This is a genomic window from Erythrobacter sp. 3-20A1M, assembly GCF_018636735.1.
GTDB lineage: Bacteria > Pseudomonadota > Alphaproteobacteria > Sphingomonadales > Sphingomonadaceae > Alteriqipengyuania.
Genome location: NZ_CP045200.1, coordinates 2307734 through 2330316, shown reverse-complemented (window position 1 = coordinate 2330316; position 22583 = coordinate 2307734). Strand labels below are relative to the sequence as shown.

20 protein-coding genes and 1 pseudogene are annotated in these 22583 nt (G+C 67.6%); 8 read left to right on the top strand and 13 right to left on the bottom strand.

All coding sequences use genetic code 11. The features are described 5' to 3' along the window. Positions 1-68 precede the first annotated feature (68 nt). Positions 69-740, top strand: coding sequence for a 2OG-Fe(II) oxygenase (locus tag F7D01_RS11450; protein ID WP_215227680.1), 672 nt, complete (start codon positions 69-71; stop codon positions 738-740). On the opposite strand, the gene F7D01_RS11445 is transcribed toward F7D01_RS11450, so the two are convergent. The 5 genes and pseudogenes from F7D01_RS11445 to ubiA form a co-directional block, all read right to left on the bottom strand. Next, positions 741-1286, bottom strand: coding sequence for a DUF1003 domain-containing protein (locus tag F7D01_RS11445; protein ID WP_215227679.1), 546 nt, complete (start codon positions 1284-1286; stop codon positions 741-743). Further along, on the bottom strand, positions 1283-2908 hold the full coding sequence (locus tag F7D01_RS11440) for a lysine--tRNA ligase (RefSeq protein WP_215227678.1): 1626 nt from the start codon (positions 2906-2908) through the stop codon (positions 1283-1285). Before F7D01_RS11440 ends, F7D01_RS11445 begins: the two co-directional genes overlap by 4 nt. 246 nt (positions 2909-3154) lie before the next feature. Then, a complete protein-coding gene (locus tag F7D01_RS11435) occupies positions 3155-3682 on the bottom strand; it encodes a histidine phosphatase family protein (protein ID WP_215227677.1) in 528 nt (175 codons plus the stop codon). Further along, positions 3679-6437, bottom strand: a pseudogene (locus F7D01_RS11430) (ATP-dependent DNA helicase). The gene F7D01_RS11435 and the pseudogene F7D01_RS11430 overlap by 4 nt, the downstream one beginning before the upstream one ends. A gap of 51 nt (positions 6438-6488) precedes the next feature. Further along, positions 6489-7424 carry a 4-hydroxybenzoate octaprenyltransferase gene (gene ubiA / locus F7D01_RS11425; RefSeq protein ID WP_215227676.1) on the bottom strand — a complete coding sequence of 312 codons (936 nt, stop codon included), beginning with the start codon at positions 7422-7424 and terminating at the stop codon, positions 6489-6491. 40 nt (positions 7425-7464) lie between these two features. Here ubiA and F7D01_RS11420 point away from each other — a divergent pair, with 40 nt between their 5' ends. Continuing rightward, complete coding sequence (locus F7D01_RS11420) at positions 7465-8214, top strand: 16S rRNA (uracil(1498)-N(3))-methyltransferase (RefSeq protein ID WP_215227675.1); 750 nt, start codon at positions 7465-7467, stop codon at positions 8212-8214. Positions 8215-8253: 39 nt separating this feature from the next. Beyond that, positions 8254-9624, top strand: a complete 1371-nt coding sequence (locus F7D01_RS11415) for a glutamate--cysteine ligase (protein WP_215227674.1) — start codon at positions 8254-8256, stop codon at positions 9622-9624. 130 nt (positions 9625-9754) lie between these two features. On the opposite strand, the gene F7D01_RS11410 is transcribed toward F7D01_RS11415, so the two are convergent. The 4 genes from F7D01_RS11410 to F7D01_RS11395 form a co-directional block, all read right to left on the bottom strand. Further along, a complete protein-coding gene (locus F7D01_RS11410; protein WP_251566773.1) occupies positions 9755-11092 on the bottom strand; it encodes a PQQ-binding-like beta-propeller repeat protein in 1338 nt (445 codons plus the stop codon). 11 nt (positions 11093-11103) lie between these two features. Beyond that, positions 11104-11907, bottom strand: coding sequence for a tetratricopeptide repeat protein (locus F7D01_RS11405; protein ID WP_215227672.1), 804 nt, complete (start codon positions 11905-11907; stop codon positions 11104-11106). A gap of 101 nt (positions 11908-12008) precedes the next feature. Further along, complete coding sequence (locus F7D01_RS11400; RefSeq protein ID WP_215227671.1) at positions 12009-13157, bottom strand: glycosyltransferase family 4 protein; 1149 nt, start codon at positions 13155-13157, stop codon at positions 12009-12011. Then, positions 13154-14020 carry an alpha/beta fold hydrolase gene (locus F7D01_RS11395; RefSeq protein ID WP_215227670.1) on the bottom strand — a complete coding sequence of 289 codons (867 nt, stop codon included), beginning with the start codon at positions 14018-14020 and terminating at the stop codon, positions 13154-13156. The genes F7D01_RS11400 and F7D01_RS11395 overlap by 4 nt, the downstream gene beginning before the upstream one ends. Positions 14021-14091: 71 nt before the next feature. Here F7D01_RS11395 and F7D01_RS11390 point away from each other — a divergent pair, with 71 nt between their 5' ends. Next, a complete protein-coding gene (locus F7D01_RS11390) occupies positions 14092-15504 on the top strand; it encodes a protein adenylyltransferase SelO family protein (RefSeq protein ID WP_215227669.1) in 1413 nt (470 codons plus the stop codon). 110 nt (positions 15505-15614) lie between these two features. Then, the gene (astD, locus tag F7D01_RS11385) at positions 15615-17030 is read left to right on the top strand and encodes a succinylglutamate-semialdehyde dehydrogenase (RefSeq protein WP_215227668.1); all 1416 of its coding nucleotides are present in this window, start codon (positions 15615-15617) and stop codon (positions 17028-17030) included. Here astD and F7D01_RS11380 read toward each other — a convergent pair. Beyond that, a complete protein-coding gene (locus tag F7D01_RS11380) occupies positions 17027-17188 on the bottom strand; it encodes a hypothetical protein (protein ID WP_215227667.1) in 162 nt (53 codons plus the stop codon). The two genes, astD and F7D01_RS11380, sit on opposite strands and share 4 nt — an antisense overlap. Before the next feature lie 280 nt (positions 17189-17468). Here F7D01_RS11380 and rarD point away from each other — a divergent pair, with 280 nt between their 5' ends. Then, positions 17469-18383: an EamA family transporter RarD gene (gene rarD / locus F7D01_RS11375; RefSeq protein WP_215227666.1), complete on the top strand. Its 915-nt coding sequence runs from the start codon at positions 17469-17471 to the stop codon at positions 18381-18383. Here rarD and pyrC read toward each other — a convergent pair. Beyond that, complete coding sequence (gene pyrC, locus F7D01_RS11370; protein ID WP_215227665.1) at positions 18358-19398, bottom strand: dihydroorotase; 1041 nt, start codon at positions 19396-19398, stop codon at positions 18358-18360. The genes rarD and pyrC overlap by 26 nt on opposite strands. 211 nt (positions 19399-19609) lie before the next feature. Between pyrC and F7D01_RS11365 the strand changes: the two genes are divergently transcribed. Next, the gene (locus F7D01_RS11365; protein ID WP_215227664.1) at positions 19610-20347 is read left to right on the top strand and encodes a folate-binding protein YgfZ; all 738 of its coding nucleotides are present in this window, start codon (positions 19610-19612) and stop codon (positions 20345-20347) included. Here the strand turns inward: F7D01_RS11365 and F7D01_RS11360 are convergent. Then, positions 20344-20946 carry a TetR/AcrR family transcriptional regulator gene (locus F7D01_RS11360; RefSeq protein WP_215227663.1) on the bottom strand — a complete coding sequence of 201 codons (603 nt, stop codon included), beginning with the start codon at positions 20944-20946 and terminating at the stop codon, positions 20344-20346. The genes F7D01_RS11365 and F7D01_RS11360 overlap by 4 nt on opposite strands. 126 nt (positions 20947-21072) lie before the next feature. Between F7D01_RS11360 and F7D01_RS11355 the strand changes: the two genes are divergently transcribed. Further along, on the top strand, positions 21073-21924 hold the full coding sequence (locus F7D01_RS11355; protein WP_215227662.1) for a metal-dependent hydrolase: 852 nt from the start codon (positions 21073-21075) through the stop codon (positions 21922-21924). A gap of 19 nt (positions 21925-21943) precedes the next feature. Here the strand turns inward: F7D01_RS11355 and F7D01_RS11350 are convergent, their stop codons facing one another. Then, positions 21944-22504: a GNAT family N-acetyltransferase gene (locus tag F7D01_RS11350; RefSeq protein ID WP_215227661.1), complete on the bottom strand. Its 561-nt coding sequence runs from the start codon at positions 22502-22504 to the stop codon at positions 21944-21946. Between the last annotated feature and the right edge of the window lie 79 nt (positions 22505-22583).

Sequence of the window (22583 nt, the reverse complement as noted above, 5' to 3'; positions counted from 1 at the left end):
CGTGATCCTCTCCTGTTGTCGTCCGCTGGGGTCTAGCAGCGTGTGGACACCGCTGCTACCGTCGCGCCATGTCTGACACGAAGACCATGGTTCCGGACAAGGATGCACTCGCCCGCGTGGGTCGGGAGGTGCGCAAGCGGCTGAAGGCGGATCGGCGGGTGCACAAGATCCCGACCGACGATGCGGAGATATTCGCGCTGGGCGAATTTGCGACGCCGAACGAATGCCAGCGCCTGATGCACATGATTGACGTCGTGGCGGTGCCAAGCACGCTGTACGCGGGCACGGAGCAGGAAGGGTTCCGCACCTCCTATTCCGGCAATTTCGATTCGCGCGACCCGTTCGTCGCGGCGATCTCGCGGCGGATGGACGATACGCTCGGTCTCAAATCGGCGCTGGGCGAGACCATCCAGGGGCAGCGCTACCTGCCCGGCCAGCAGTTCAAGCCGCACCACGATTTCTTCTTCCCCGGCCAGTCCTACTGGGAAGACGAGCGGCGCCGCGGCGGGCAGCGCAGCTGGACGGCTATGCTGTTCCTGAACGATGTGCCGGCGGGCGGCGAAACCGAATTTCCCAAGCTCGAGCTCGCCATCACGCCTAAGGAAGGCGTGCTGCTGATGTGGAACAATGCGGGGCCGGACGGGGTGCCGAACCTCAGCACGCTGCACGCCGGGACGCCGGTGATCGACGGCGCGAAATACGTCATCACCAAGTGGTACCGCACCCGCAAATGGGGGTGATCAGCGCGTAGGGTTCTCCGCCCCGCCGACCGTCCGCTCGATCGCCTCCAGCCGGTCGAGGAGCGCATGGCCCATCCGGTCGACCCGGCGCGACAGGCGCAGAATCTCCAGCTGGGTGCGCAGATTGACCTCGTAGTCGTGTTGCGCGGCGACGCGATCCTTCGACGCCTGCCGGTTCTGGCTCATCATGATGACCGGCGCCTGGATCGCCGCCAGCATCGACAGCATCAGGTTGAGGAAGATGTACGGATAGGCGTCGAACGGCTTGATGCCGAGATCGACCAGCACCTCGCTGTTGATCAGCATCCAGCCGAACAGGACGATGCCGAAGAAGATGATGAAGCCCCAGCTGCCGCCGACCGCCGCGACCCGGTCGGCCAGCCGGTCGCCGAAGGTCATGCGCATCTGCGCCGCCTCGTCGGCATCCGGCCCGATATAGGTCCCGCCCGCGACGCGGCCCAGCACCGCCTGCTCTTCGGGTCCCAGCTCGGTCAGCTTGCGGCCGAGCAGCTCCTGCGCCAGCTCCTCCGCCGTGCGCGCGTTCATCGCGCCAGCGCCTCCGCGATCAGCTGACGGGTGTTGGCGATCCCGTAGAGCGCGATGAAGCTGCCCATGCGCGGCCCCTGCTCGCTGCCGAGCAGCGTTTCGTAGAGCGCGCGGAACCAGTCGCGCAGCGAAGCGAAACCGTACTCCTCGCGCTTCCCGATCTCGTACACCTGCGTCTGCAGATCTTCCGCCGACATGTCCGCCGGGGCATCCGCCAGCACGCCATCGAGCTCGCGCAGCGCCGCGGCCTCGGTCTCGGTCGGCGCCCGCTTGGCGAGATGCGGGGCCACGAAATCGCGATTGTAGGCGACCGCGGTGCCGATCAGTTCGCGCAACTTGGGGTCCGTCACCGGCTCCCCGGTATAGCTTGCCAGATAGTCGGCGACCGATTCCGGCGTCGCTTCCGCGCCCAGCACGCTCGTGAGGTTGAGCAGCAGGCTGTAGGGCACCGCCAGGCTCTCCCCCGCGCCCGGCGCCTCCGCCCCTTCGAAGCCGCCATTGGCGCGCGCGAGGTGCCACACCGGATTGCCCAGCTGCTTGTCGAGGTCCTGCTCGGCCAGCCGCTCGCGGAACTGCCAGTAATCGTCGACCGCGCGCGGGATCACCCCGGCATGGAGCTGCTTGGCGCTCTTCGGATTGGGGAAGATGTAGAAGCCCAGGCTCTCTTCGCTGCCATAGGTCAGCCATTCCTCGATCGTCAGGCCGTTGCCCTTCGACTTGGAAATCTTCTCGCCATTGGCGTCGAGGAACAGCTCGTAGATCAGCCCTTCCGGCTTCCTGCCGCCCAGCACCTTCACGATGCGGCCCGACTGGACGCCGCTGTCGGTCAGATCCTTGCCGTACATCTCGTAATCGACGCCCAGCGCGTACCAGCGCATGGCCCAGTCGACCTTCCATTGCAGCTTGGCCATGCCGCCCAGCGCGGACTGTTCGATCGTCGAGCCATCCTCGTCCGTGAAGCGCACAGTGCCCGCATCGGCATCGACCACCTCGACCGGCACCTGCAGCACGCGCCCGCTGCTGGGCGAAACCGGCAGGATCGGCGAATAGGTCTGCCGCCGCTCCTCGCGCAGCGTGGGCAGCATGATGTCGAGGATGTCCTGGTTCTTGCGCAGCACCTGCCGCAGCGCGTCGTCGAACGCGCCGGCATTGTAGCGATCGCTGGCCGCGACGAATTCGTAGTCGAAGCCGAACCGGTCGAGGAAGGCGCGCAGCTTCGCATTGTTGTGTGCGGCGAAACTCTCGTACCCCGCCTCGAACGGATCCGGGATGCGGCTGAGCGGCTTGCCCAGATGCTGCGCCACCAGATCGCGATTGGGGATGTTGTCGGGCACCTTGCGCAGGCCATCCATGTCGTCGCTGAAGGCGACCAGCCGCGTCCTGCCGTCCTCCGGCTTCGCACCGATCAGCGCCTCGAACGCGCGGCGGACCAGCGTGGTGCGCAGCACCTCCTGGAACGTGCCGATATGCGGCAGGCCGCTAGGGCCGTAGCCGGTTTCGAACAGCAGCGGCGAGCCGTCCGGTTTCGCCCCGTCGGGATAGCGCTTGAGCAGGCGCTGCGCCTCCTGAAACGGCCAGGCCTTCGATGTGCGCGCGGCGGCGATCAGTTCGTCCATGCTCATGGCGCTCGCCTTCGCGCGAAGACGCCGATGTTGCAAGAGCGCAAGGCGCTTCGGGACGGCGTAGAAATCCTACAGGATGGAACACATGGAACAGTGTCCTGGCGCGGGAAAAAGGCCCCGTACGCGGGCGTATTCGACCGTGGTTGCGACAGGCTGGCGGCAGGAAACATGCGCGTTGGAATAGCCCCGGCGGGCCGCGCAGGACAGCGGCTCTACACTCAGCGCTGCAACACCTCTTCGACTGGACTAGTCCACCGGGCCCAGTTCCGGATCGAGATCGCGCGGGCGGCGGAAGTCCGCGATCGCGCCGTCCTGCCCGCCGAGCGCGCCCCAGTCGTCGATCGGCAGATCGAGCAACGCGAACGAGGCGGTCGGATATTTCACCACCGCCTCGTCGAAATGCGCATTCTCGCGATCCGGCGCGACGAGCGAAAGCAGCACGTCCTGCAAACCCGGATTGTGGGCGGCGACCAGCACCGCGTCCGCATCGCCCGCCTTTTCCGATACGACATCGACTATCGTCTCGGCGCTGGCGAGGTAGAGCCGCTGGTCGAATACCGGCTCCAGCCCCAGCTGCGCGGCGGCCAGCGTCGCCTTCACCCGTTCCGCCGGGCTGGCGAGAAGCAAGTCGAACTCCGGCCCGTTTTCGCGGATATAGCGGCCCATCAGCCGCCCGCCGCGCCGCCCCCTGTCGTTGAGGCCGCGATCGAAGTCGCGCTTGTCCGAATCGTCCCAGTCGGACTTCGCGTGGCGCAGCAGGCCAAGTTTCTTCATGGCGGGGATAGGTGTCCGTTGAGGGTGCCGGTTTCCGTAGCGTCTTGCACGCCCGGCGGCCCGGCTGCAACCCGCGCCAGCGCCTCGTCCAGCGTTACCCGCGTAATCGGCGTGCCGGGCGGGAAAGCGGTCAGCAAGCGGCTGGGGAAAGCGGCGGAAAGGACGACGAAATGGCCCGCGTCCTCGCGCGTGCGGATGAGCCGTCCGAACGCCTGCGCGATGCGCGCACGGATCAGCCGGTCGTCATAGGCACCGCCGCCATTCGCGGCGCGGCGCGCGCGGTGGAGGATGGTCGGGCGCGGCCACGGTACCGATTCCATGACGACGCAGCGCAGGCTTTCCCCCGGCACGTCGACCCCGTCGCGCAGCGCGTCGGTGCCGAGCAGGCTGGCCGAGCGGTCGTCGCGGAAGATATCGGTCAGCGTTCCGGTGTCGATCGGGTCGACATGCTGGGCGTAGAGCGGCAGCCCGGCCCGCGCCAGCCGATCGGCGATGCGCCCATAGACCGCGCGCAGGCGGCGGATCGCGGTGAACAGGCCCAGCGTGCCCCCGCCCGCCGCCTCTATCAACCGGGCATAGGCACCCGCCAGCGCGGGCAGATCGCCGCGCTTTATATCGGTCACGATAAGCACCTCGGCCCGTGCGGCATAGTCGAACGGGCTCGCATGGCTGCCGGTCTTGGGCTGGAGCGCGATATGCGGCGCGCCGCTGGCCGCGATGGCCCCTTCCCAATCCTCGCCCGCTTGCCGCGATCGGTCAGCGTGGCACTGGTCAGCATGACACCGTGCGCGGGTTCCAGCACCACCTTGGCGAAAGGCTGCATCGGGTCGAGCCAGCGGCGGTGCACGCCGATGTCGAATTCGCGCGAATCGTTGCGGTCGACCGCGAACCAGTCGACGAAATCGGGATCGGTCGGCCCGCCCAGTCGGCCCAGCAGCGCTTCCCATGCGGCGACCAGATCGACGCGCCAGGCGAGCGAGTGGCGCGCGCCCTCGATCCGGGCCCGGCCCTGCCCGTCGAGCCAGTCGGGCGGGTCTTCCAAGATGGCGGAAAGGCGCACGCCGAGCGTGAGCAGCGGCTTGCGGATCGCGGCCAGTGCCTGCTGCGCGCTCTGCGCCGCTTCGATCAACGGACCGGGAAGCTGCGCGATCTCGGTCTCTATGCCGTAGCCTGCCTCCTGCCCGCCGCTTTCGTCGCGGGCATAGGTGAGCGCGCGGACCTGGCCGAGCAGCTCCTCGACCGGCCCCTGCGGCATCCCCTCGGCCAGCCGCCCGAGCCAGCCTTCGGACGGCAACACCCCCGCCGCATCGACCGCAGCCTCCACCGCCTCGCCGCCCGCCTCGTCGTAGGAAGCAACGTCGGCGAGCCGCGCGGCGAGCCCGCGCCTGCGCCCGCGCGTATTGCGTTCCGGCCCGACGATCCAGCGGCGCAGCTCGATCGCCTCCTGCCCGGTCAGCGCGGCGGCAAAGGTGGTGTCGGCGGCGTCGAAGACGTGGTGCCCTTCGTCGAACACGATCCGGGTCGGCGCGGGGCCGTGGTGGCGCCCGCGCGCGGCGTTGATCATCACCAGCGCGTGGTTGGCGATCACCAGATCGGCCTGCGCGCTGGCCCGCGCGGCGCGTTCGATGAAGCACTTCCGGTAATGCGGGCACCCGGCATAGATGCACTCGCCGCGCTGGTCGGTCAGGGCCGCGATGCCGCGCTTGCGGAACAGGGTGCCGAGCCAGCCGGGCAGGTCGCCGCCGATCATGTCGCCATCGCGGCTGTAGGCGGCCCAGCGCGCGACCAGTTGCGCCAGGATCGCGGGGCGGCCCGCGAACCCGCCCTGCAACGCATCCTCCAGATTGAGGAGGCAGAGGTAGTTTTCGCGCCCCTTCCTCACCACCACCGGCGGGGTGCCGTCGGCGCGCCGTTCGGGCCAGGCGCGCGCGCTTTCGCGGCGCAGTTGGCGTTGCAGGTTCTTGGTATAGGTGGAGACCCAGACGGTGCCGTGCGCCTTTTGCGCCCACAGCGCGGCGGGGGCGAGATAGCCCAGCGTCTTGCCGATCCCGGTGCCCGCCTGCGCCAGCAGCAGATGGGGGCGGCCACGGTTTTCGCGTGGGGCGAACACGCCACTGGCGCTGCGGGTATAGGCGCGCTGCCCCTCGCGCCGCTCCGCCCCCTCGCCCGTCAGGCGGGCGAGATGCGCCTCGGCCTCGTTCTCCTCGATCAGGACCTGCGCGGGCTGCGGGCGCTCGGGCGCGTCCTCCCATTCCGGCAGGCGCGAGAAGAGCCATTTCTCCGGCCTCTCGGGCTTGCGCACATGCGGGCTGAGCACCTGGGCCCAGGGCCAACGCAGCCGCATGAGCGATTGCAGCGTGCTCCACGCGCCCTCCCGCTCGGCCCAGGCGTCGCTCTCGCAATGCGCGATCAGCGCGCCCGCCGCCGCTTGCAGGAAAGCGGGAATCGCCGCATCGCCATCGGGCTCGGCCAGGTCGAGCGCATGGGCGAGCCCGCGCGCGGTCGGCACGCAGAAGCGCGCCGGGTGGACGAAGGCGAACAGCTCCAGCAGGTCGAGGCCGGAAAGATCGGGGTAGCCCAGCCGGGTCGCGACCAGCGGGGCGTTGATCATCAGCACCGGCGTGTCGGCGGCGGCGTTGATCGCCTCCCCCTTGGAGCAGCCGCGCGTGTCGCGCCCGTCCGTATCGCTATTGGGCTCCGCCAGCCAGCAGCCCGCGTGGCTGGCATGGAGGGCCGGAAGGGGGATCGCCGCCATGACGCTCAGCGATGATGAATGCGGAACGAAAAGTAAACAGGCGCCGCGGCGCTAGACCCCGGCATTGCCCACCACGAAGCATGCCGCGGCCATCAGAAACCCCGCCATGCGGTTCGACCGGAAGCGGTGGAGCGGGTTGCCAGGGTCCGCGCCATCGACGGTCAGCACCTGCCAGGCGAGATGCAGCGCGACCGGCACCAGCGCGACGATCGCCACCCAGTCTTCGCGCAGCAGCCAGAAGGCGAGCGCCCACAGCGCCACCGCCCCGGCGTAGAACAGCGCGACGCCCGCCCGGACATGTTCGCCCATGCGCAGCGCGCTGGAGCGGATGCCGACCAGTGCGTCGTCCTCCCGGTCCTGCAGCGCGTAGATCGTGTCGTAGCCGATGCACCAGCAGATCGCCCCGGCATAGAGCGCGGCGAGCACGTCCAGCCGATCTCCCCGCAACGCGACCCAGCCGACCAGCAAGCCCCAGGTAAAGACGAGGCCGAGCCACGCCTGCGGCCACCACGTGATCCGCTTCATGAAGGGATAGGCCGCGACCAGCACCAGGCTGCCCAGCGCGACCAGCTGTGCCTGCCACCTGAGTTGCAGCAGGACCACGAGCCCGACCGCGGCGAGCACCGCCAGCCACGCCCACGCGGCCCTTTTCGACACGCGCCCGCTTGCGACCGGGCGGCTGGCGGTGCGCGCCACCTTCCGGTCGAGATCGGCGTCGACGATGTCGTTATAGACGCACCCCGCCCCGCGCATCGCGATGGCGCCCAGCAGCATCCATGCGAGCAGACCGATCTGCCACCCCGCGCCCGCCAGCCACACGCCCCAGGCGCAGGGCCAGAACAGCAACCACCAGCCGATCGGCCGGTCGAACCGCGCCAGCTGCGCGAGGTCGCGCGGAAATTGCGGCAGGCGCGCGACGATCCCGCCCGAAAGGCTCCTGCGCTCGCTATCGGGGACGACGGTGTCGGAAACTGAGGTATCGCTCATCGCCTTGCGCCCTACCGCGCGCCGTGCCACCTGCCTACCCATGCCCGCTACCCCCGCCTGGCCCCCGAAGAGCGCGCCGCGCCTGTTCGTGCCCGACGAAATCCGCGCGTTCGAGCCGGTCGCCATCGGCGAGACGGGCGCGCATTATCTCTCGCGCGTGATGCGGGTGAAGCCGGGCGACGTCGTGATATTGTGCGACGACATCAGCGGCGAATGGGCGACCAGCGTCGTCGTGGCGGAGAAGCGCAGCGTCACGCTGGAGCCGGTATCGAAGCTGCGCGGGCGCGAGGCGGTGCCGGACTTCTGGCTGTGCCCGGCGCTGCTCAAGAAGGACCGGTTCGATCTGGTGCTGGAAAAGGCGACCGAGCTCGGCGTCGCGGCGATCCGACCGGTCGTGACCCGGCGTTGCGTGGCGGACAAGCTGAACCTCGATCGCGCCCGCACGGTCACCACCGAAGCGGCGGAGCAGTGCGCTCGCACCGCGCTGCCGGCGCTGGAGGAGCCGGCGAAGCTCGAAGCGCTGCTGGCGGACTGGCCCGCCGATCGCACGCTGTTCTTTGCGGACGAGGAAGGCGGCAAGCCCGCCGCCCGGGCCTTCGCCGCCTCGTCCGGCCCCGCGGCCCTGCTCACCGGGCCCGAAGGTGGCTTCGACGCTGCGGAGCGTGAGGCGGTCCGGGCGCTGGCGCAGGCGGTGCCGATCTCGCTCGGCCCGCGAATCCTGCGGGGCGAAACCGCCACGCTCGCCGCGACGGCGCTCTGGATGGCGGTCGCGGGCGACTGGCGCGATTAATCCTTTTCAGCAACCCACCGGCGGCGTAACGCGCGGCGAATGAGCACGCGCGAGGACAGCAAAGCCGACGATCCCGTGATCGAATCCCGCGACCAGTTGGTCGCGCCGATGGCCAATGGCGAAAAGCCGCGCGAGCGATGGCGCATCGGCACCGAGCACGAAAAGCTGGTCTACAAGCGCGACGACTTCCACGCACCGAGCTACGACGAACCCGGCGGTATCCGCGATATCCTGTTGTCTATGCAGGATTTCGGCTGGCAGCCGGTCGAGGAAGGCGGGAAGATCATCGCACTGAAGGGCGAGGACGGGGCGATCAGCCTGGAGCCTGCGGGCCAGCTCGAACTCTCCGGCGCACCGCTCGAAAACCTGCACCAGACCTGCAACGAGACGGGTCGCCATCTGGCGCAGGTGAAGGAAATCGGCGAGCGCTGCGGAGTCGGCTTCCTCGGCTTGGGCATGTGGCCCGACAAGACCCGGGCCGAGCTGCCAATGATGCCCAAGGGGCGCTACGACATCATGGCCCGGCACATGCCGCGCGTCGGCGATCTCGGCCTCGACATGATGCTGCGCACCTGCACCATCCAGGTCAATCTCGACTATGCGAGCGAGGCCGACATGGTGAAGAAGTTCCGCGTCGGGCTGGCGCTGCAACCGCTCGCCACCGCGCTGTTCGCGAACTCTCCCTTCACCGAGGGCAAGCCGAACGGCTACCTGTCCTATCGCAGCCATATCTGGTCGGACACCGATCCCCACCGCACCGGGATGCTGCCCTTCGTGTTCGAGGACGGCTTCGGGTACGAACGGTGGGTCGACTACATGCTCGACGTGCCGATGTATTTCGTCTTCCGCGACGGGAAATATATCGACGCGGCGGGCCTGAGCTTCCGAGATTTCCTCGACGGCAAGCTATCCGTCCTGCCCGGCGAGAAGCCACGCGAGAGCGACTGGTGGGATCACCTCTCCACCGCCTTCCCCGAGGTGCGGTTGAAGAGCTTCCTGGAAATGCGCGGCGCCGATGGTGGTCCGTGGAGCCGTATCTGCGCCCTTCCCGCCTTGTGGGTCGGCCTCCTCTACGACCAGACTGCGCTCGATGCGGCGTGGGACCTGGTCAAGGATTGGTCGATGGAAGAGCGCGAGGCACTGCGCGACGCGGTGCCGAAGCTGGCTCTGGATGCGAAGATTCCCGGGGGCGGCCGGTTGCAGGATCTGGCGAAGGACGCGCTCAAGATCGCGCGGTCGGGTCTGTCTGCGCGCGCGCGCCTCGGCGAAGGCGGCGACAACGAGACCGGGTTCCTCTCCACGCTCGACGAGATCGTCGAAAGCGGGAAGGTTCCGGCGCAGCGCCTGCTCGACAAGTTCCACGGCGAGTGGAACGGCGACATCGAGCGGGTCTACAAATACAGCTTCTGAGCTTTTCCGGTGGCTGGCCGATCGCCGGGCCGGGCCGTTTCCATAGACCACCACCGAGCCCGGAAGGGTTAAGCGAGCGGTAGCGCGTGCGCGCCGCGCTCTTGCCGCCCCCTTACCGGCCCGTTTCCCTTTACCGGAACGCGGTGATGCGGCCGTTGTCGTCGAGGATGTAAAGCGTGCGGTTGGCTACGACCGGGGGCAGGCTGACCCGCGCTTTCAGGTTGGTCACCATCTGCGCCGCGCCTTCACCGGCGCTGGCGCGCCACAACTCGCCCTCGGAACTGACGACATAGAGCGCGTTGTTGGCGAGCACCGGACCCATCCAGAAGATCGGATCCTTCTTCTTTTCCTCGTTGCGATAGCGCGCCAGCTGCGTGATCCAGCGGATCCGGCCGGTCGAACGCTGGATCGCCAGCAGACGCGCGTCGCTGGTCAGGGTGAAGATCCATTCGCCCGCGATCGCCGGCGTGGAAATGCCCGCGAGGTTGAGTTCCCACACGCGCTGACCGGTCACCAACTCGTAAGCCGCCATGCGCCCGCCCTGGCCCAGCGCATAGACGCGGCCATCGTCGATGATGGGATCGGCGTCGATATCGGTCAGCGATCCCACCTCGGTAGAGATCGAGGTGCGCGCCAAAGCATCGGACCACAGGACGCGCCCGTTCTCGTAACGATACGCGATCAGTTCACCCGAGCTGTAGCCGGCGATGACGGTGCCCTGCCCGGCGGCCGGGCTGGCGACGCCGAAGACGCCCGCCTGGGTGGTGGCGCCCGATTCCTGCCACGTTACCTCGCCGGTGTTCGCGTCCAGCGCGAAGATCTGGTTGTCCTGCGTCATCACGAAGACGAGGTTGAAGGCGACCGTCGGGGAATCGCGCAGCGGCCCCGCCGGCTTCGCGCGCCACAATTGCTCGCCCGTGTCCGCGTTCAGCGCCACGACCTCGCCCACGCCGCTGGTGGCGTACACCTTCCCGTTGGAGAAACTGACACCGCCGCCGAACGCGGATTTGCGCTGATCGGAGGGGACGTCCATCCGGTGCGACCAGACCTGCCCGCCGCTGTGCGTGTCGAAGGCAGTAACCGTGCCGGTCGTATCGACCACGAACAGCTTGCCGTTGCCAATTACCGGTGCCGCGCCCAGGCGCGCCTTGTTGCTGCTGCCCGCGACCGATGCGGTCCAGGCCACCGATGGCGCGTCGGCCAGTTCGAGGTGGCCCTCGTTCTTGTCCGCGCTGCCGCCCGCCTGGCTCCAGTCGGGGTTCAGATGCGGCGGCGGCAGGACGACCGAGACGCCTTGCAGCGCGGGATCTACCTTCGCCCCCGCTTCGATCCGCGACAGCACCGGCACACGCTCGCCCAGAGTCGGCGTGCCCGCCTTGTCCCCTCCCTTAAACAGGGAACATCCGGCGAGCACCGCGCCAAGGGCGATGGGGAGCGCCAGCCGCGCGACGGGCCTGATCGATTTCATGCGATTCATCCTTACTGTTGCGGTGCCGCCGCGCCGGGGCCGCCCGGGCCGCGGGGGGCCATGACGCCGGATTGCGCGATCGCCTCGTCCACGTCCTCGATCGCGTCGACGCCCAGCACGCCGGCCATCTGGCGGGAGCGCGAGCGTAGCGAATCGGGCACCTCCTTGTCCTTCGAAATGCGCGCGAACAGCTTGCCCGCCTCGGCGCGGTTGCCCTGTTGGAGATAGGCCATCGCGAGCATCTCGCCCGCGCTGCCGAAGAAGGCGTTGCCGGGCACCGCCAGCGGCTTCAGCCGCGCGATCACGGTTCCGGGTTGCAGCGTGTCGAACTGCACCGCGACGCTGCGGATAGTTGCGAGATCGCGCATCGCCTGCGGCGCGTCGGCATTGTCGGCGATATGGTCGAACAGCTTCGCCGCCTTCGCCGGATCGTTCTGCTCCGCCGCGATGCCTGCCTGCAACATCCGCCCGACCGATGCCGGGCCTGCCCACTCATCGGTGACGAGCGGGTCGAGATTCTTCGCGGCGGTATCAAGATTGCCCGCCTGCAACTGGTCCAGCGCCAGCGTCATCTGTTCGGAATTGTGTTCCCGGTCCACCGATTGCCGGTGCTGCCAGAACAGATAGCCCCCGAAGGCGACCAGGCCGATGACGATCGCCGCGATCAGCGGTATGCCATACCGCTTACCGAAATTGGCATACTGGTCCTGCCGCACGGCGTCGTCGACCTCGCGCATCAGCGCGTCGCCCTGCGCCGCCTGCGCTTGCGCCCGCTTGTCGGCGTCGGTCTTGTTGCGATCGGGTCTGAGAGCCACTCGCTGTCCGTCTTTCTTCGGTTTGGGGGAATGCGCGGCGTCTTTAAAGCATGGTGGCGGCAATTCAATAGACCGCGCGGTGAACGCCGGGTGAAGGAAGGTTAGAGCTCCACCCCCATCGCGCTGCCGTAAAGGCGGCGATAGGCGTCGATCATCATCTTCTCGTCGAATTGCTTCTGAGCGCGCTCGCGATTGGCGGCACCGATCGACTTGCGCAGCGCAGGGTCCCGCGCCAGCGCCGACAGGGCGGAGACCAGCGCGGGCTCGTCCCCGGCAGGTGCGATGTAGGGTGCATTCGCATCGGCCACCATCACGGGAATATCCCCCACCGCCGGGGCCGCGACCGGCACGCCCGCCGCCATCGCCTCGACCACGGACAGCGGAAACTGCTCGGTGTCCGATGACAGCGCGAAGATGTCGAACAGGCCGACATACTTCTCCGCCTCCGGGACGAAGCCGGGCATGTGCAGGCGATGGCCGATGTCGAGCCGCTCCGCCTCGGCGCGGATCGCGTTCTTTTCCGGCCCGTCCCCGACGATCACCAACTGCCAGGTGTCGGGCAGCGCGGCGAAGGCCCGCACCAGCAGCGGCAGATTTTTGACCGGGTGCAGCCCCGCCATGGTGCCGACCCAGAATTCGCCATCGCGTTTGATCACGCCGGGCAAGGCATCGGCGCGCGGGCGCTTCGCGAAGGCACGGGCCGGCACGCCATTGGGGATATGCTTCACCCGCCCCATCGGCTGGTCCCACCGCTCCAGCGCGATCCCTTCTAGCACTTCGGACGCAACCACCAGTCCGCTGGTCTTCCCCAGAGCCAGCTTGCGATAAATGTTGCGCCGCGTTTTCAGGCGCTTGCGCTCGTCTTCGTCGAAACCGTCTTCATGATGGATCAGCGGGGGCAGATCCAGCCGGTCGTGAAACAGCGTGTGGGCCATCGGCCCGTCCATCGCGCCCCAGTTGTAGGTCAGCACGAGGTCGAAGGATTTCATCTCCTCCGCAATCGCCCACAGTCGCCCGGGCATTGGCGCGCCTTGCAACGAAGGGAAATCGTCCGGAAAATCGACCTTGATCTCGCGCGCGATATGCCCGGCAGCGCCCAGTTCGCCAGGCACCCCGGATACGATGGTGTGCCGCAGCTTCGGGCCGAAGGCGTTGATCAGGCGGACGCTGCGCAGCTCCTTCCCCCCGGCAGCGAAGGAGGAATGAAGATGCAACACGCGCGGCAGGCTGGGCACGGAGGGCGGCCTCATTTAACCTGCGCAACCCACCGGTCGATTGCGCCGCGCGCCTCCGCCTCGTCGAGCAGCGGCGCATGCCCCACATCGGGCACCGTCACTACGTCCAGCCGGGGGTTGCGCCGGGCCATCGCCGCCGCGGTATCGGCGGAAAGCAGGTTCGAGAGCCCGCCGCGCACCAACAAAAGCGGGATATCGCCCAGTGCGTCGAACACCGGCCACAGGTCAGGCTGGTCACCCTCTGCCTCGTTCGTATCGCGAAACGGCTCGGCGATCGCCATGTCGTAATCGTAGCTGATGCGGCCGTTCTGCAGCAGGACCATGGTACGCTTGGCCATCGCCAGCCAGTCCTCGGTCTCGAACGTCGGATGCGATCCGCCGTGCAGCTCGCGCAGCGCACGCGCCGCGTGCATCCAGGTGGGAAAGCTGCGCCCCTGCCCGACATAGCCCCGGATCGCGTCCAGCCCCGCAGGCTCCAGCTCGGGCCCGATATCGTTCAGCAGCGCGCCCGCCACCAGGCCCGGATTACGCTGGGCCAGGAACATGGTGACGAGACCGCCGAGTGACGTGCCGATAGCGGCGACGCGGTCGATTCCCTGCGCTTCCAGCAATTGCTCCACATCCTTCGTGTAGCGCAGCGGCTGGTAGCTCCCCGCATCTTCGGCATAGGCGCTGGTCCCGCGCCCCCGGAAATCCGGCACGATGACCCGGCGTCCCCCGGCCAGATGGTCGGCCAGCCCAGCGAAATCGCGCGCGTTGCGGGTGAGCCCATGCAGGCACAGGACGGGAACCTTGCCTTCGTCCCCCGGATAATCGCGATAATGCAGCTTCAGCCCGTCGTCGCTCGTCCAGAAGCGATCGGCATAGGGGTGGTCCATCGAGTTGTCGTGCCCTTCGCTTGCGCGGATCGTCGCTTGCGCCGATGGGCGCCCGTCCCCACTATCGCGCGATGCGCTTCGATCCGCAACCCGCGAGCTATCGGCCCGATCCTGCCATCCTTCCCTTGGCCCCGTGGCTGGCCGATCCGGTTGAGGCTGCGACCTTCCCGCGTCACGATCTGCGGTTTCGCAACGATCGCTGGGCAACGGCGGTCGGGCTGGCGGAGCTGTCCGACGCGGCATGGGTAACCCATTTCGGGCGGTTCGCGCCGCTGTCCGACAACCTCCCCCAGCCGCTGGCCCTGCGCTATCACGGCCATCAGTTCCGCGTGTACAACCCGGAAATCGGGGATGGCCGCGGCTTCCTGTTCGCGCAGCTGCGCGACGGAGACGACCGCCTGCTCGACCTGGGCACCAAAGGTTCGGGCCGCACGCCGTGGAGCCGCACCGCCGACGGTAGGTTGACGTTGAAAGGCGCGGTCCGCGAAATCCTGGCGACCGAAATGCTGGAGGCGCTGGGCGTATATACCTCCAAGACGTTCAGCGTGGTCGAGACGGGCGAGGAACTGGTGCGCGGCGACGAACCGTCGCCCACCCGCTCCGCCGTAATGACCCGCCTCAGCCATGGCCATATCCGCATCGGCACCTTCCAGCGCCTGCTGGTGCTGGAAGAACGCGATCACACCCAGCGGCTGGTGGATTACTGCCTCGAGCATTTTCCCGGCCCTCCCCCGCCCCAAGACGCGCCCGATCGCGACAATCCCGCCGTGCGGCTGCTGCACCAAGTGGTGGAGCGGCTCGCCGATCTGGCCGCCTCGTGGATGGTCGCCGGCTTCGTCCACGGTGTGCTCAACACCGACAACATGAATGTCTCAGGCGAGAGTTTCGACTACGGGCCGTGGCGCTTCCTCCCGAAATGGGAGCCTGGCTTCACCGCCGCCTATTTCGACCATCAGGGGCTGTACGCCTTCGCCCGCCAGCCGGAGGCGGTGCAGTGGAACCTCGGCCAGCTCGCCATCGCGCTGCGCCCGCTTTGCGAAGCGAAGCCGTTGGTCGCGGCGCTGGATCGATTCGGTCCGCTCTACACCGCCGCCTTGGCGAAGCGGTGGTGCTGGCGACTGGGCGTGGCACCGCGCGGCGAGGATTTGGACGCGCGTCTCGTTTCCGCGTGCGAGCGCGCCATGCGCGAGGATGGATCGCAGCCCGACGCCTTCTTCCATCGCCATCGCGGCGGGCGCAACGCCAACGATGAACTGGCGGAAGCTTTGCAAGGCTACGCCGCAGTCGAGGACGAGGCCGAATACTGGTCCGACGACCGGCCAGAGACGATGGTGATCGATGAAGTCGAACGGATCTGGGCAGCCATCGACCGCGACGACGACTGGACCGCGCTGACCCGCAAGATCGCCGCGATCCGGCGGATGGGCGCGGGACATGGCGAGCCGCCGGTGCCAGCCGGTCACTTCAGGCGGGATCGCACATGACCACTCTGCCGTTGGGCTATTTTGACGCGGGTGAAGTTCCCGCTAGAAGCACCATCTCGGTCGGTCGGACCGGGCAAATCGGCAGGATGTGAGAGAAGGGCGGACCGCGAGTGTCGGACAACACGATCGTTTCCTTTAACCCGGCGACCGGAGAGGAATTGTGGCGAAGCGCCCCTGGGGACGTCGAAGGCGCGGTGGCGAGCGCGCGCGCGGCATGGCCCGGCTGGGCGTCCAAGCCGCTGGCCAACCGGATCGAGTTCATGCGCCGCTTCGTCAACGAAGTCCGCGCCGCGGGCGACGATTTCGCGAAGCTGATCGCCCGCGAGACGGGCAAGCCGTTGTGGGAAGCGCGTACGGAGGTGGACGCGGTGATGGGCAAGGTCGAAGTGTCGATCTCGGCCTATGCCGATCGCACTTCGCAGCGCAAATTCGACTCCGCGCTCAACGGAACCGCCGCCGTGCGGCACAAACCGCATGGCGTGATGGCGGTGCTGGGCCCTTACAACTTCCCTGCGCACCTGCCCAACGGCCATATCGTGCCCGCACTGATCGCGGGCAATTGCGTGATCTTCAAGCCGAGCGAGAAGACCCCGGCGGTCGGCGAGATGCTGGTCCAGCTGATGCACCGCGCGGGCGTACCGGAAGACGTCGTGCAGGTGTTGCATGGCGGCCCGGCAGAGGGGCAGGCGCTGGTCGCGCATGACGATGTGGACGGCATCCTGTTCACCGGCAGCGCGCAGGCGGGCATCGCGATCAATCGCAAGCTGGCGACCAATCCGGGCAAGATCGTCGCCTTGGAGATGGGCGGCAACAATCCCATCGTCGTCACCGACACCCCGCTGGTGCCGGATGCGGTGGCGCTGATAATCAAGTCCGCCTTCACCACCGCCGGGCAGCGCTGCACCGCGGCACGGCGGCTGATCGTCGTCGACAGCATGTACGACAAGCTGATCGAGGCGTTGCAGGCGGCGACCGACCGGCTGATCGTGAGCGAACCCTTCGCCGAACCGCAGCCGTTCATGGGCTGCGTGATCGACAACCGGGTGGCGGACCAGCTGGTCGAGAGCTTCCTTTTCCTTCTCTCCAATGGCGGTCGGGCGATCCGGCACATGGTCCGGCCCGACGATTCGCTGCCGTTTCTGAAGCCGGCGATCATCGACACCACGGCGGTGGAGAACCGCCCCGATGTGGAGCTGTTCGGCCCGCTGCTGCAAGTCATCCGCGTGCCCGATCTCGATGCGGCAATCGCGGAAGCCAACAACACTCGCTTCGGGCTCTCGGCCTCCCTGGTGGGCGGCAGTCCGGAGGATTACAACCGCTTCTGGGCCAGTATCCGCGCCGGCATCGTCAACTGGAACCAGCCGACCAACGGCGCGTCATCCAAGGCACCGTTCGGCGGTATCGGCCTGTCCGGCAATCACCGCCCGGCGGCCTATTACGCGGCGGATTACTGCGCCTATCCGGTCGCGAGCAGCGAGATGGAGCAGCCGCGCGCCTCGCTCGGCGTGGGTTTTCGCGACAGCTAGTCGCGGAGCGGTGCCGGGGCGCTATCGAACCTGCCGACGATCAGCTCGCCGCGGATAATGCCCCCCGAATCGGTCCACGCGAACAGGGCAGCGATGCGATTCGCTTTCCGGCCGAGCAGGACCATTAATGCTGCGAACAGGAGCGGGGCGAAGCGCATCGGCCCGCCAGTACCCGCCGAGAGGGAAGATTTCGATGCCACCCAAAGGTTTGGAGGTGCCCCCGTTCCCGAAGGATACGAGGACACCTCCCGCGGCTTGGTGGGGTACCGCGCCACGTCCCCGCCGAGACGGGACCGCAGATCGGGGACAGGCGAATCGCACAAGCGACCGCCCGCCGTTGGTGTTCATGTATATGGGCGCCTTCCTTAACGAAGTTCGATTAACCCGTTCATATTTCATTCGCTTGCGCGGACAATTGCGCTTGCCTAGGGCGCGGCGATGAACGGCGAGGAAAACACCCCCACTCCCTCCGGCCTTCCGGCCGCCTTGGGGGCCTATATCATATGGGGTTTCCTGCCGCTCTACCTGATCCTGGTGAAGAGCGTCCCGCCGTTCGAATTCGTCGCCTGGCGGATCGTGTGGACCCTCCCGATCTGCCTCGCCATCGTCGCGTTCCGTCGCCAGGGTCCGGACGTGCGCGCCGCGATGGGCGACGGCCGGGTCATCCGCATGTTGCTCGCAAGCGCGACGCTGATCGCGATCAACTGGGGCACCTATGTCTGGGCGATCCAGATCGGGCATGTCTATGCCGCCAGCCTTGGCTATTACATCAATCCGCTGGTCAACGTCCTGCTGGGCACGCTGCTGCTGAAGGAACGGCTCAGTCGCCTGCAATGGATCGCGGTCGCCATCGCCGGATGCGGCGTCGCCATCCTCGCGGCGGGGGCGATCACCACGCTGTGGGTCAGCCTGACGCTCGCCTTCAGCTTCGGCACCTACGGCCTGATCCGCAAGCGGGTGGAGGTCGGCTCCCTGCCCGGCCTGACCATAGAGAGCGCGCTGCTGCTGATCCCCGCCATCGGCGTGACGCTGTTCTACGGCCTCGGGCCGGAAGGATCGAGCTTCCTGCGCACGCCCGCGCTCAGCCTGTCGATCATTCTCGGCGGGTTCCTGACCGCGATCCCGCTGCTGATGTTCGCGATCGCGGCGCGGCGGATGAGCTATTCGACGCTCGGCTTCATCCAGTTCCTGGCCCCGACAATCGTCTTCATCCTGGGCCTCACCGTCTTTCACGAGGAGCTGCACCCGGCGCAGGCCGCCAGCTTCGGCCTGATCTGGGTCGCGCTGGCCCTGTTCGTGTGGGACATGTGGGCGCGCGGACGCCGGGCTAGGCCAGCCGCCACCCGAGCGTAGCGCCCGCGTGGAAGGGGACGAGAGCCTCCCCGCCCGCCTCGATCGTGTCGGGTACGGTGGTTGCCACCCGCTCCAGCGTGACCGTGCCTTCGTTCAGCGGAAGGCCGTAGAAGCGCGGGCCGTGCTCGCTGGCGAAGCCTTCCAGCCGGTCAAGCGCGCCCTCCTCCTCGAACACGGTGGCGTAGCTTTCGAGCGCGAAGGGCGCGTTGAAGATGCCCGCACAGCCGCAGGCGCTTTCCTTCGCATGGCGGGCATGCGGCGCGCTGTCGGTGCCGAGGAACATCTTCGGAGAGCCCGAGATCGCCGCCTTGCGCAGCGCCAGCCGATGCGTCTCCCGCTTCGCTACCGGCAGGCAGTAATTGTGCGGCTGGATGCCGCCTACCAGCATCGCGTTACGATTGATGTGGAGATGCTGCGGCGTGATCGTTGCCGCGACGGCTTCCCCCGCGCCCATCACGAAATCGACCGCGTCCGACGTGGTTATGTGTTCGAACACGATCTTCAATTCGGGCAGCCGCGCGTGGAGCGGCGCGAGGACCCGCTCGATGAACACCGCCTCTCGGTCGAACACATCGATCTCGCCATCGGTCACCTCGCCGTGAACGCACAACACCATGCCGATCGCAGCCATCCGCTCGAACACCGGTTCCAGATTCGCGACATCGGTCACCCCGTGGGCGGAGTTTGTCGTAGCGTTGGCGGGATAGAGCTTCGCCGCGGTGAAGACGCCATCGGCATGGCCCGCTGCCAGTTCACCCGCATCGGTCGCGTCGGTGAGGTAGCACGTCATCAGCGGCGTGAAGTCGCTGTCGGGGGGCAGGACGGCCATGATCCGGTCGCGATAGGCGGCTGCCTGCGCCGCAGTGGTGATCGGCGGGGCGAGATTGGGCATCACGATCGCCCGGGCGAACTGGCGCGCGGTGTATTCGGCCACGCCGCGCAGCATGTCGCCGTCGCGCAAATGGACGTGCCAGTCGTCGGGGCGGCGGATCGTCAGGCTGTTCGAATCGGACATGCTAATCCTACACGATGGAACACATGGAACAGTGTCCTGGGGCGAGAAAACAGGGCACGCGCGCGCCGGTCCGATCGCACGGAAACGGTGTCGTCTGCTGAGCTGGACCGGCGCGAAACATGGCCGCCCCCATGGCACAAACGGCGCGGGTAGGACAGGCGGCGCGCGGTCCGGGCTTGATTTGCGACGCGGATACGCCAGCTTGATCATCATGCCTGCCAGCCATCTGTCGCATCGCACCGTGGTCCGCCTTTCCCCGCAGGAGGATGGCGAGGACGTCGTCGGCTTCCTCCAGGGCCTGCTGACCAACGATCTGTCAGGCGCGTTGCCCGTATATGCCGGGCTACTGAGCGCGCAGGGCAAGACGATGTTCGACATGATCGTGTGGCCGGGAAAGCCGGGCGAACTGCTGCTCGATTGCGAGGCGGACCAGGCGGACGAGCTGGTCAAACGCCTGTCGCTCTATCGCCTGCGCCGCAAGATCGCGATCGCGCGCGACGACGGCGTGGGGGTCCACTGGCAGAAGCAGCTCGGCGATGGCGGCGCGCCCGACCCGCGACTGGGCGATCTGGGCGAACGCTGGCTGTCCCCCATCACCGGCGAGGAGCAGGCGGCGGACGAGGAATGGCGCGCGCATCGCCTGTCGCTGGGCGTGCCGGAGGGGCAAGCCGAACTCGGCGACATCCTGTGGCTGGAGACGAATGCGGTCGAACTGCACGGCGTCAGTTTCGCGAAGGGCTGCTATATCGGGCAGGAAAATACCGCGCGCATGAACTGGCGGCAGAAGGTCAATCGGCGGCTGGTCGTGGTGCCGTCGGGCTCGGTCGAGGAGAAGCGGATCAAGGCCGACTATCCGGACCTGCAGCTGGCCGTCGCCCATCTGCGCGTGGACGACATCCCGCGCGAGCACGTACCCCCCTGGATGACGCTCGAAGCGCCCGAAAGTTAGCCGCCGGTTTCCAGCTTCGCCTGCTCCAGCGAGGCGGTGACGAAGCTCTCGGCCAGATCGCGCGCGGTACCCTCTGGCAGCTTGAGCGAGCGGGCAAGCGGTTCGCCCAGCAGCGAATGGCCCAGCGACAGCAGCACCACCGCAAGCGTCGCGGAATGGGCGGCCTGCCACCCCTCGTGCCCACTCTCGGTCGGCTCCAACCGGTCGACCAGCGCGTGGATCGTCTCGACGAAGGGCTCGATCGCATCCTCGTGCCCGGTCGCGAGCATCCAGCTGACCAGCGCGCCGCCACCCTCCCGATCGAAAGCGTCGAAAGCTAGGTCGACGATTTCGCGCGGGGAGCCGATGCCCGCCCGGCTGGCATGTACCGCCTCTGCGATACTCTCGCACACGGTCGCGGCGAGATGTTGCGCCAGCGCCCGCTGCAGACCCGCCGCCGAGCCGAAATGGTGCAGCAGGTTCGCATGCGTGCGCCCGACCCGCGCGCCCACCGCCTTCAATGTGACAGCTTGCGGCCCCGCCTCGATCAATAGGCTGCGCGCCGCCTCCAGCGCGGTCGCGCGCGATTCCTCGGGCGTCAGGCGTTTGCGGTTTCTCATGGGGCGCGGTGGTAGTGCGACGAACGAACGCTCGCAAGCGGCGCGCCGTGCAGATGCCGCTGCACCCTATTGACATTAATGTAAGTAAGGGTTAGCTACATGGAAACGGAAAAGGGTTTTCGAACCATGAACGCACAGACACACGATTTTGCCCCAGACCATACGATCACCGTTCGCGACGAGCGGTTCAATCGCGAAAGCAAGCCTTCGCGCTGGTGGGCCGGCGAACCGTTCGGCACCACCTGGCACAACGCGCTGTCGGGCACTTTCCCGCGCGGCGAGGCCTTCTTCATCGAATCGGTGAAGGCGTTTCGCGAAGGGGCCGGTCCCCAGCTGGCAGCCGAAATCCGCGCTTTCGTGAAGCAGGAAATAAACCACACGCGCGAACACGTCGCCTTCAACCGCCTCGCGGCCGATTCCGGTTACGACATGGCGCGCATCGATCAACGAACGGGCGAACTGCTAGCCCTGACCAAGGGTCGCCCCGCCATCGCCAACCTCGCCGTCACCATGGCGCTGGAACACTACACGGCGATGATGGCGCACGAATTCCTCGCCAACCCGCAGCATTTCGCCGACTCCGACGAAGAGGTGCGCGCCATGTGGCAATGGCACGCGGTCGAGGAAATCGAACACAAGGGCGTGGCGTTCGATACCTGGAACCACGCGACACGCGACTGGAGCGGCTGGCGCCGCTGGCGCGTCCGGTCGCTGGTGATGCTGATGGTCACCGTCCGCTTTTTCAAGAACCGCTGGATCGACACGATGGACCTGCTGGCGCAGGACGGCATCACCGGATGGCGGGCCAAGAGCGGCCTGCTCAAATACCTGCTGGTCAAGCCGGGCGTAATCCGGCGGATCTTCCCCGCGTGGCTCGCTTATTTCAAACCAGGGTTCCACCCGTGGGATCACGACGATCGCGCGCTGATCGGGAAGTACGAAGGCGACTACGAAGCCGCGTTGATGCCGGCGGAGTGACACCCCGCCGGCTTTCGTCTCAGGCGGCGGCCCGCATCTGGACGGTCGGGTCGCCGTCTTCATCCGCGCCGATCGGCGAAAGCTCGATGGCGTAGCGCCGCGTCGGCACCCTGCGCCCCCGCGCGAGGCAGGCGGTATTGCCGAGCTCGCCCGTACGCCGGAAGCCGGCTTTCTCCAGCACCCGTCCCGAGGCGGGGTTATCCAGGAAATGCGCCGCAACGATGCGCCGGTGGCCGAGCATCTGCGCCACCTGAAGCACGCCGCGCGCCGCTTCCGGGGCGTAACCCTTCCCCCAGTGCCGCCGCGCGATCCAGTAGCCCAGTTGCACCTCGCCCGTATCGGGTTCGATGCCGAGGCCGCACCCGCCGATCAGCCCTTCGCCCGGCAATTGGACGACGAACCCGGGTACGCGCGCGTCCTGCCCGCGCATGGCGAAGCGGCGCGCATCCTCCTCGCGATAGGGCCACGGCGCAGTCGACAGATTGCGAACGATGGATTCGTCCGCGATCGCCGCGTGAAGCGCCTGCCAGTCTTCGGGAAATGTCGGCCGCAGGAACAGCCTGCTCGTCCGGTGGAACATCGCTCGTACTCCCTCGTGCGCGCACCGGGCTCCTATTCCGGCGGCGTTACCTCGTGATGGCTTGCGTGTTGCAAGCCGG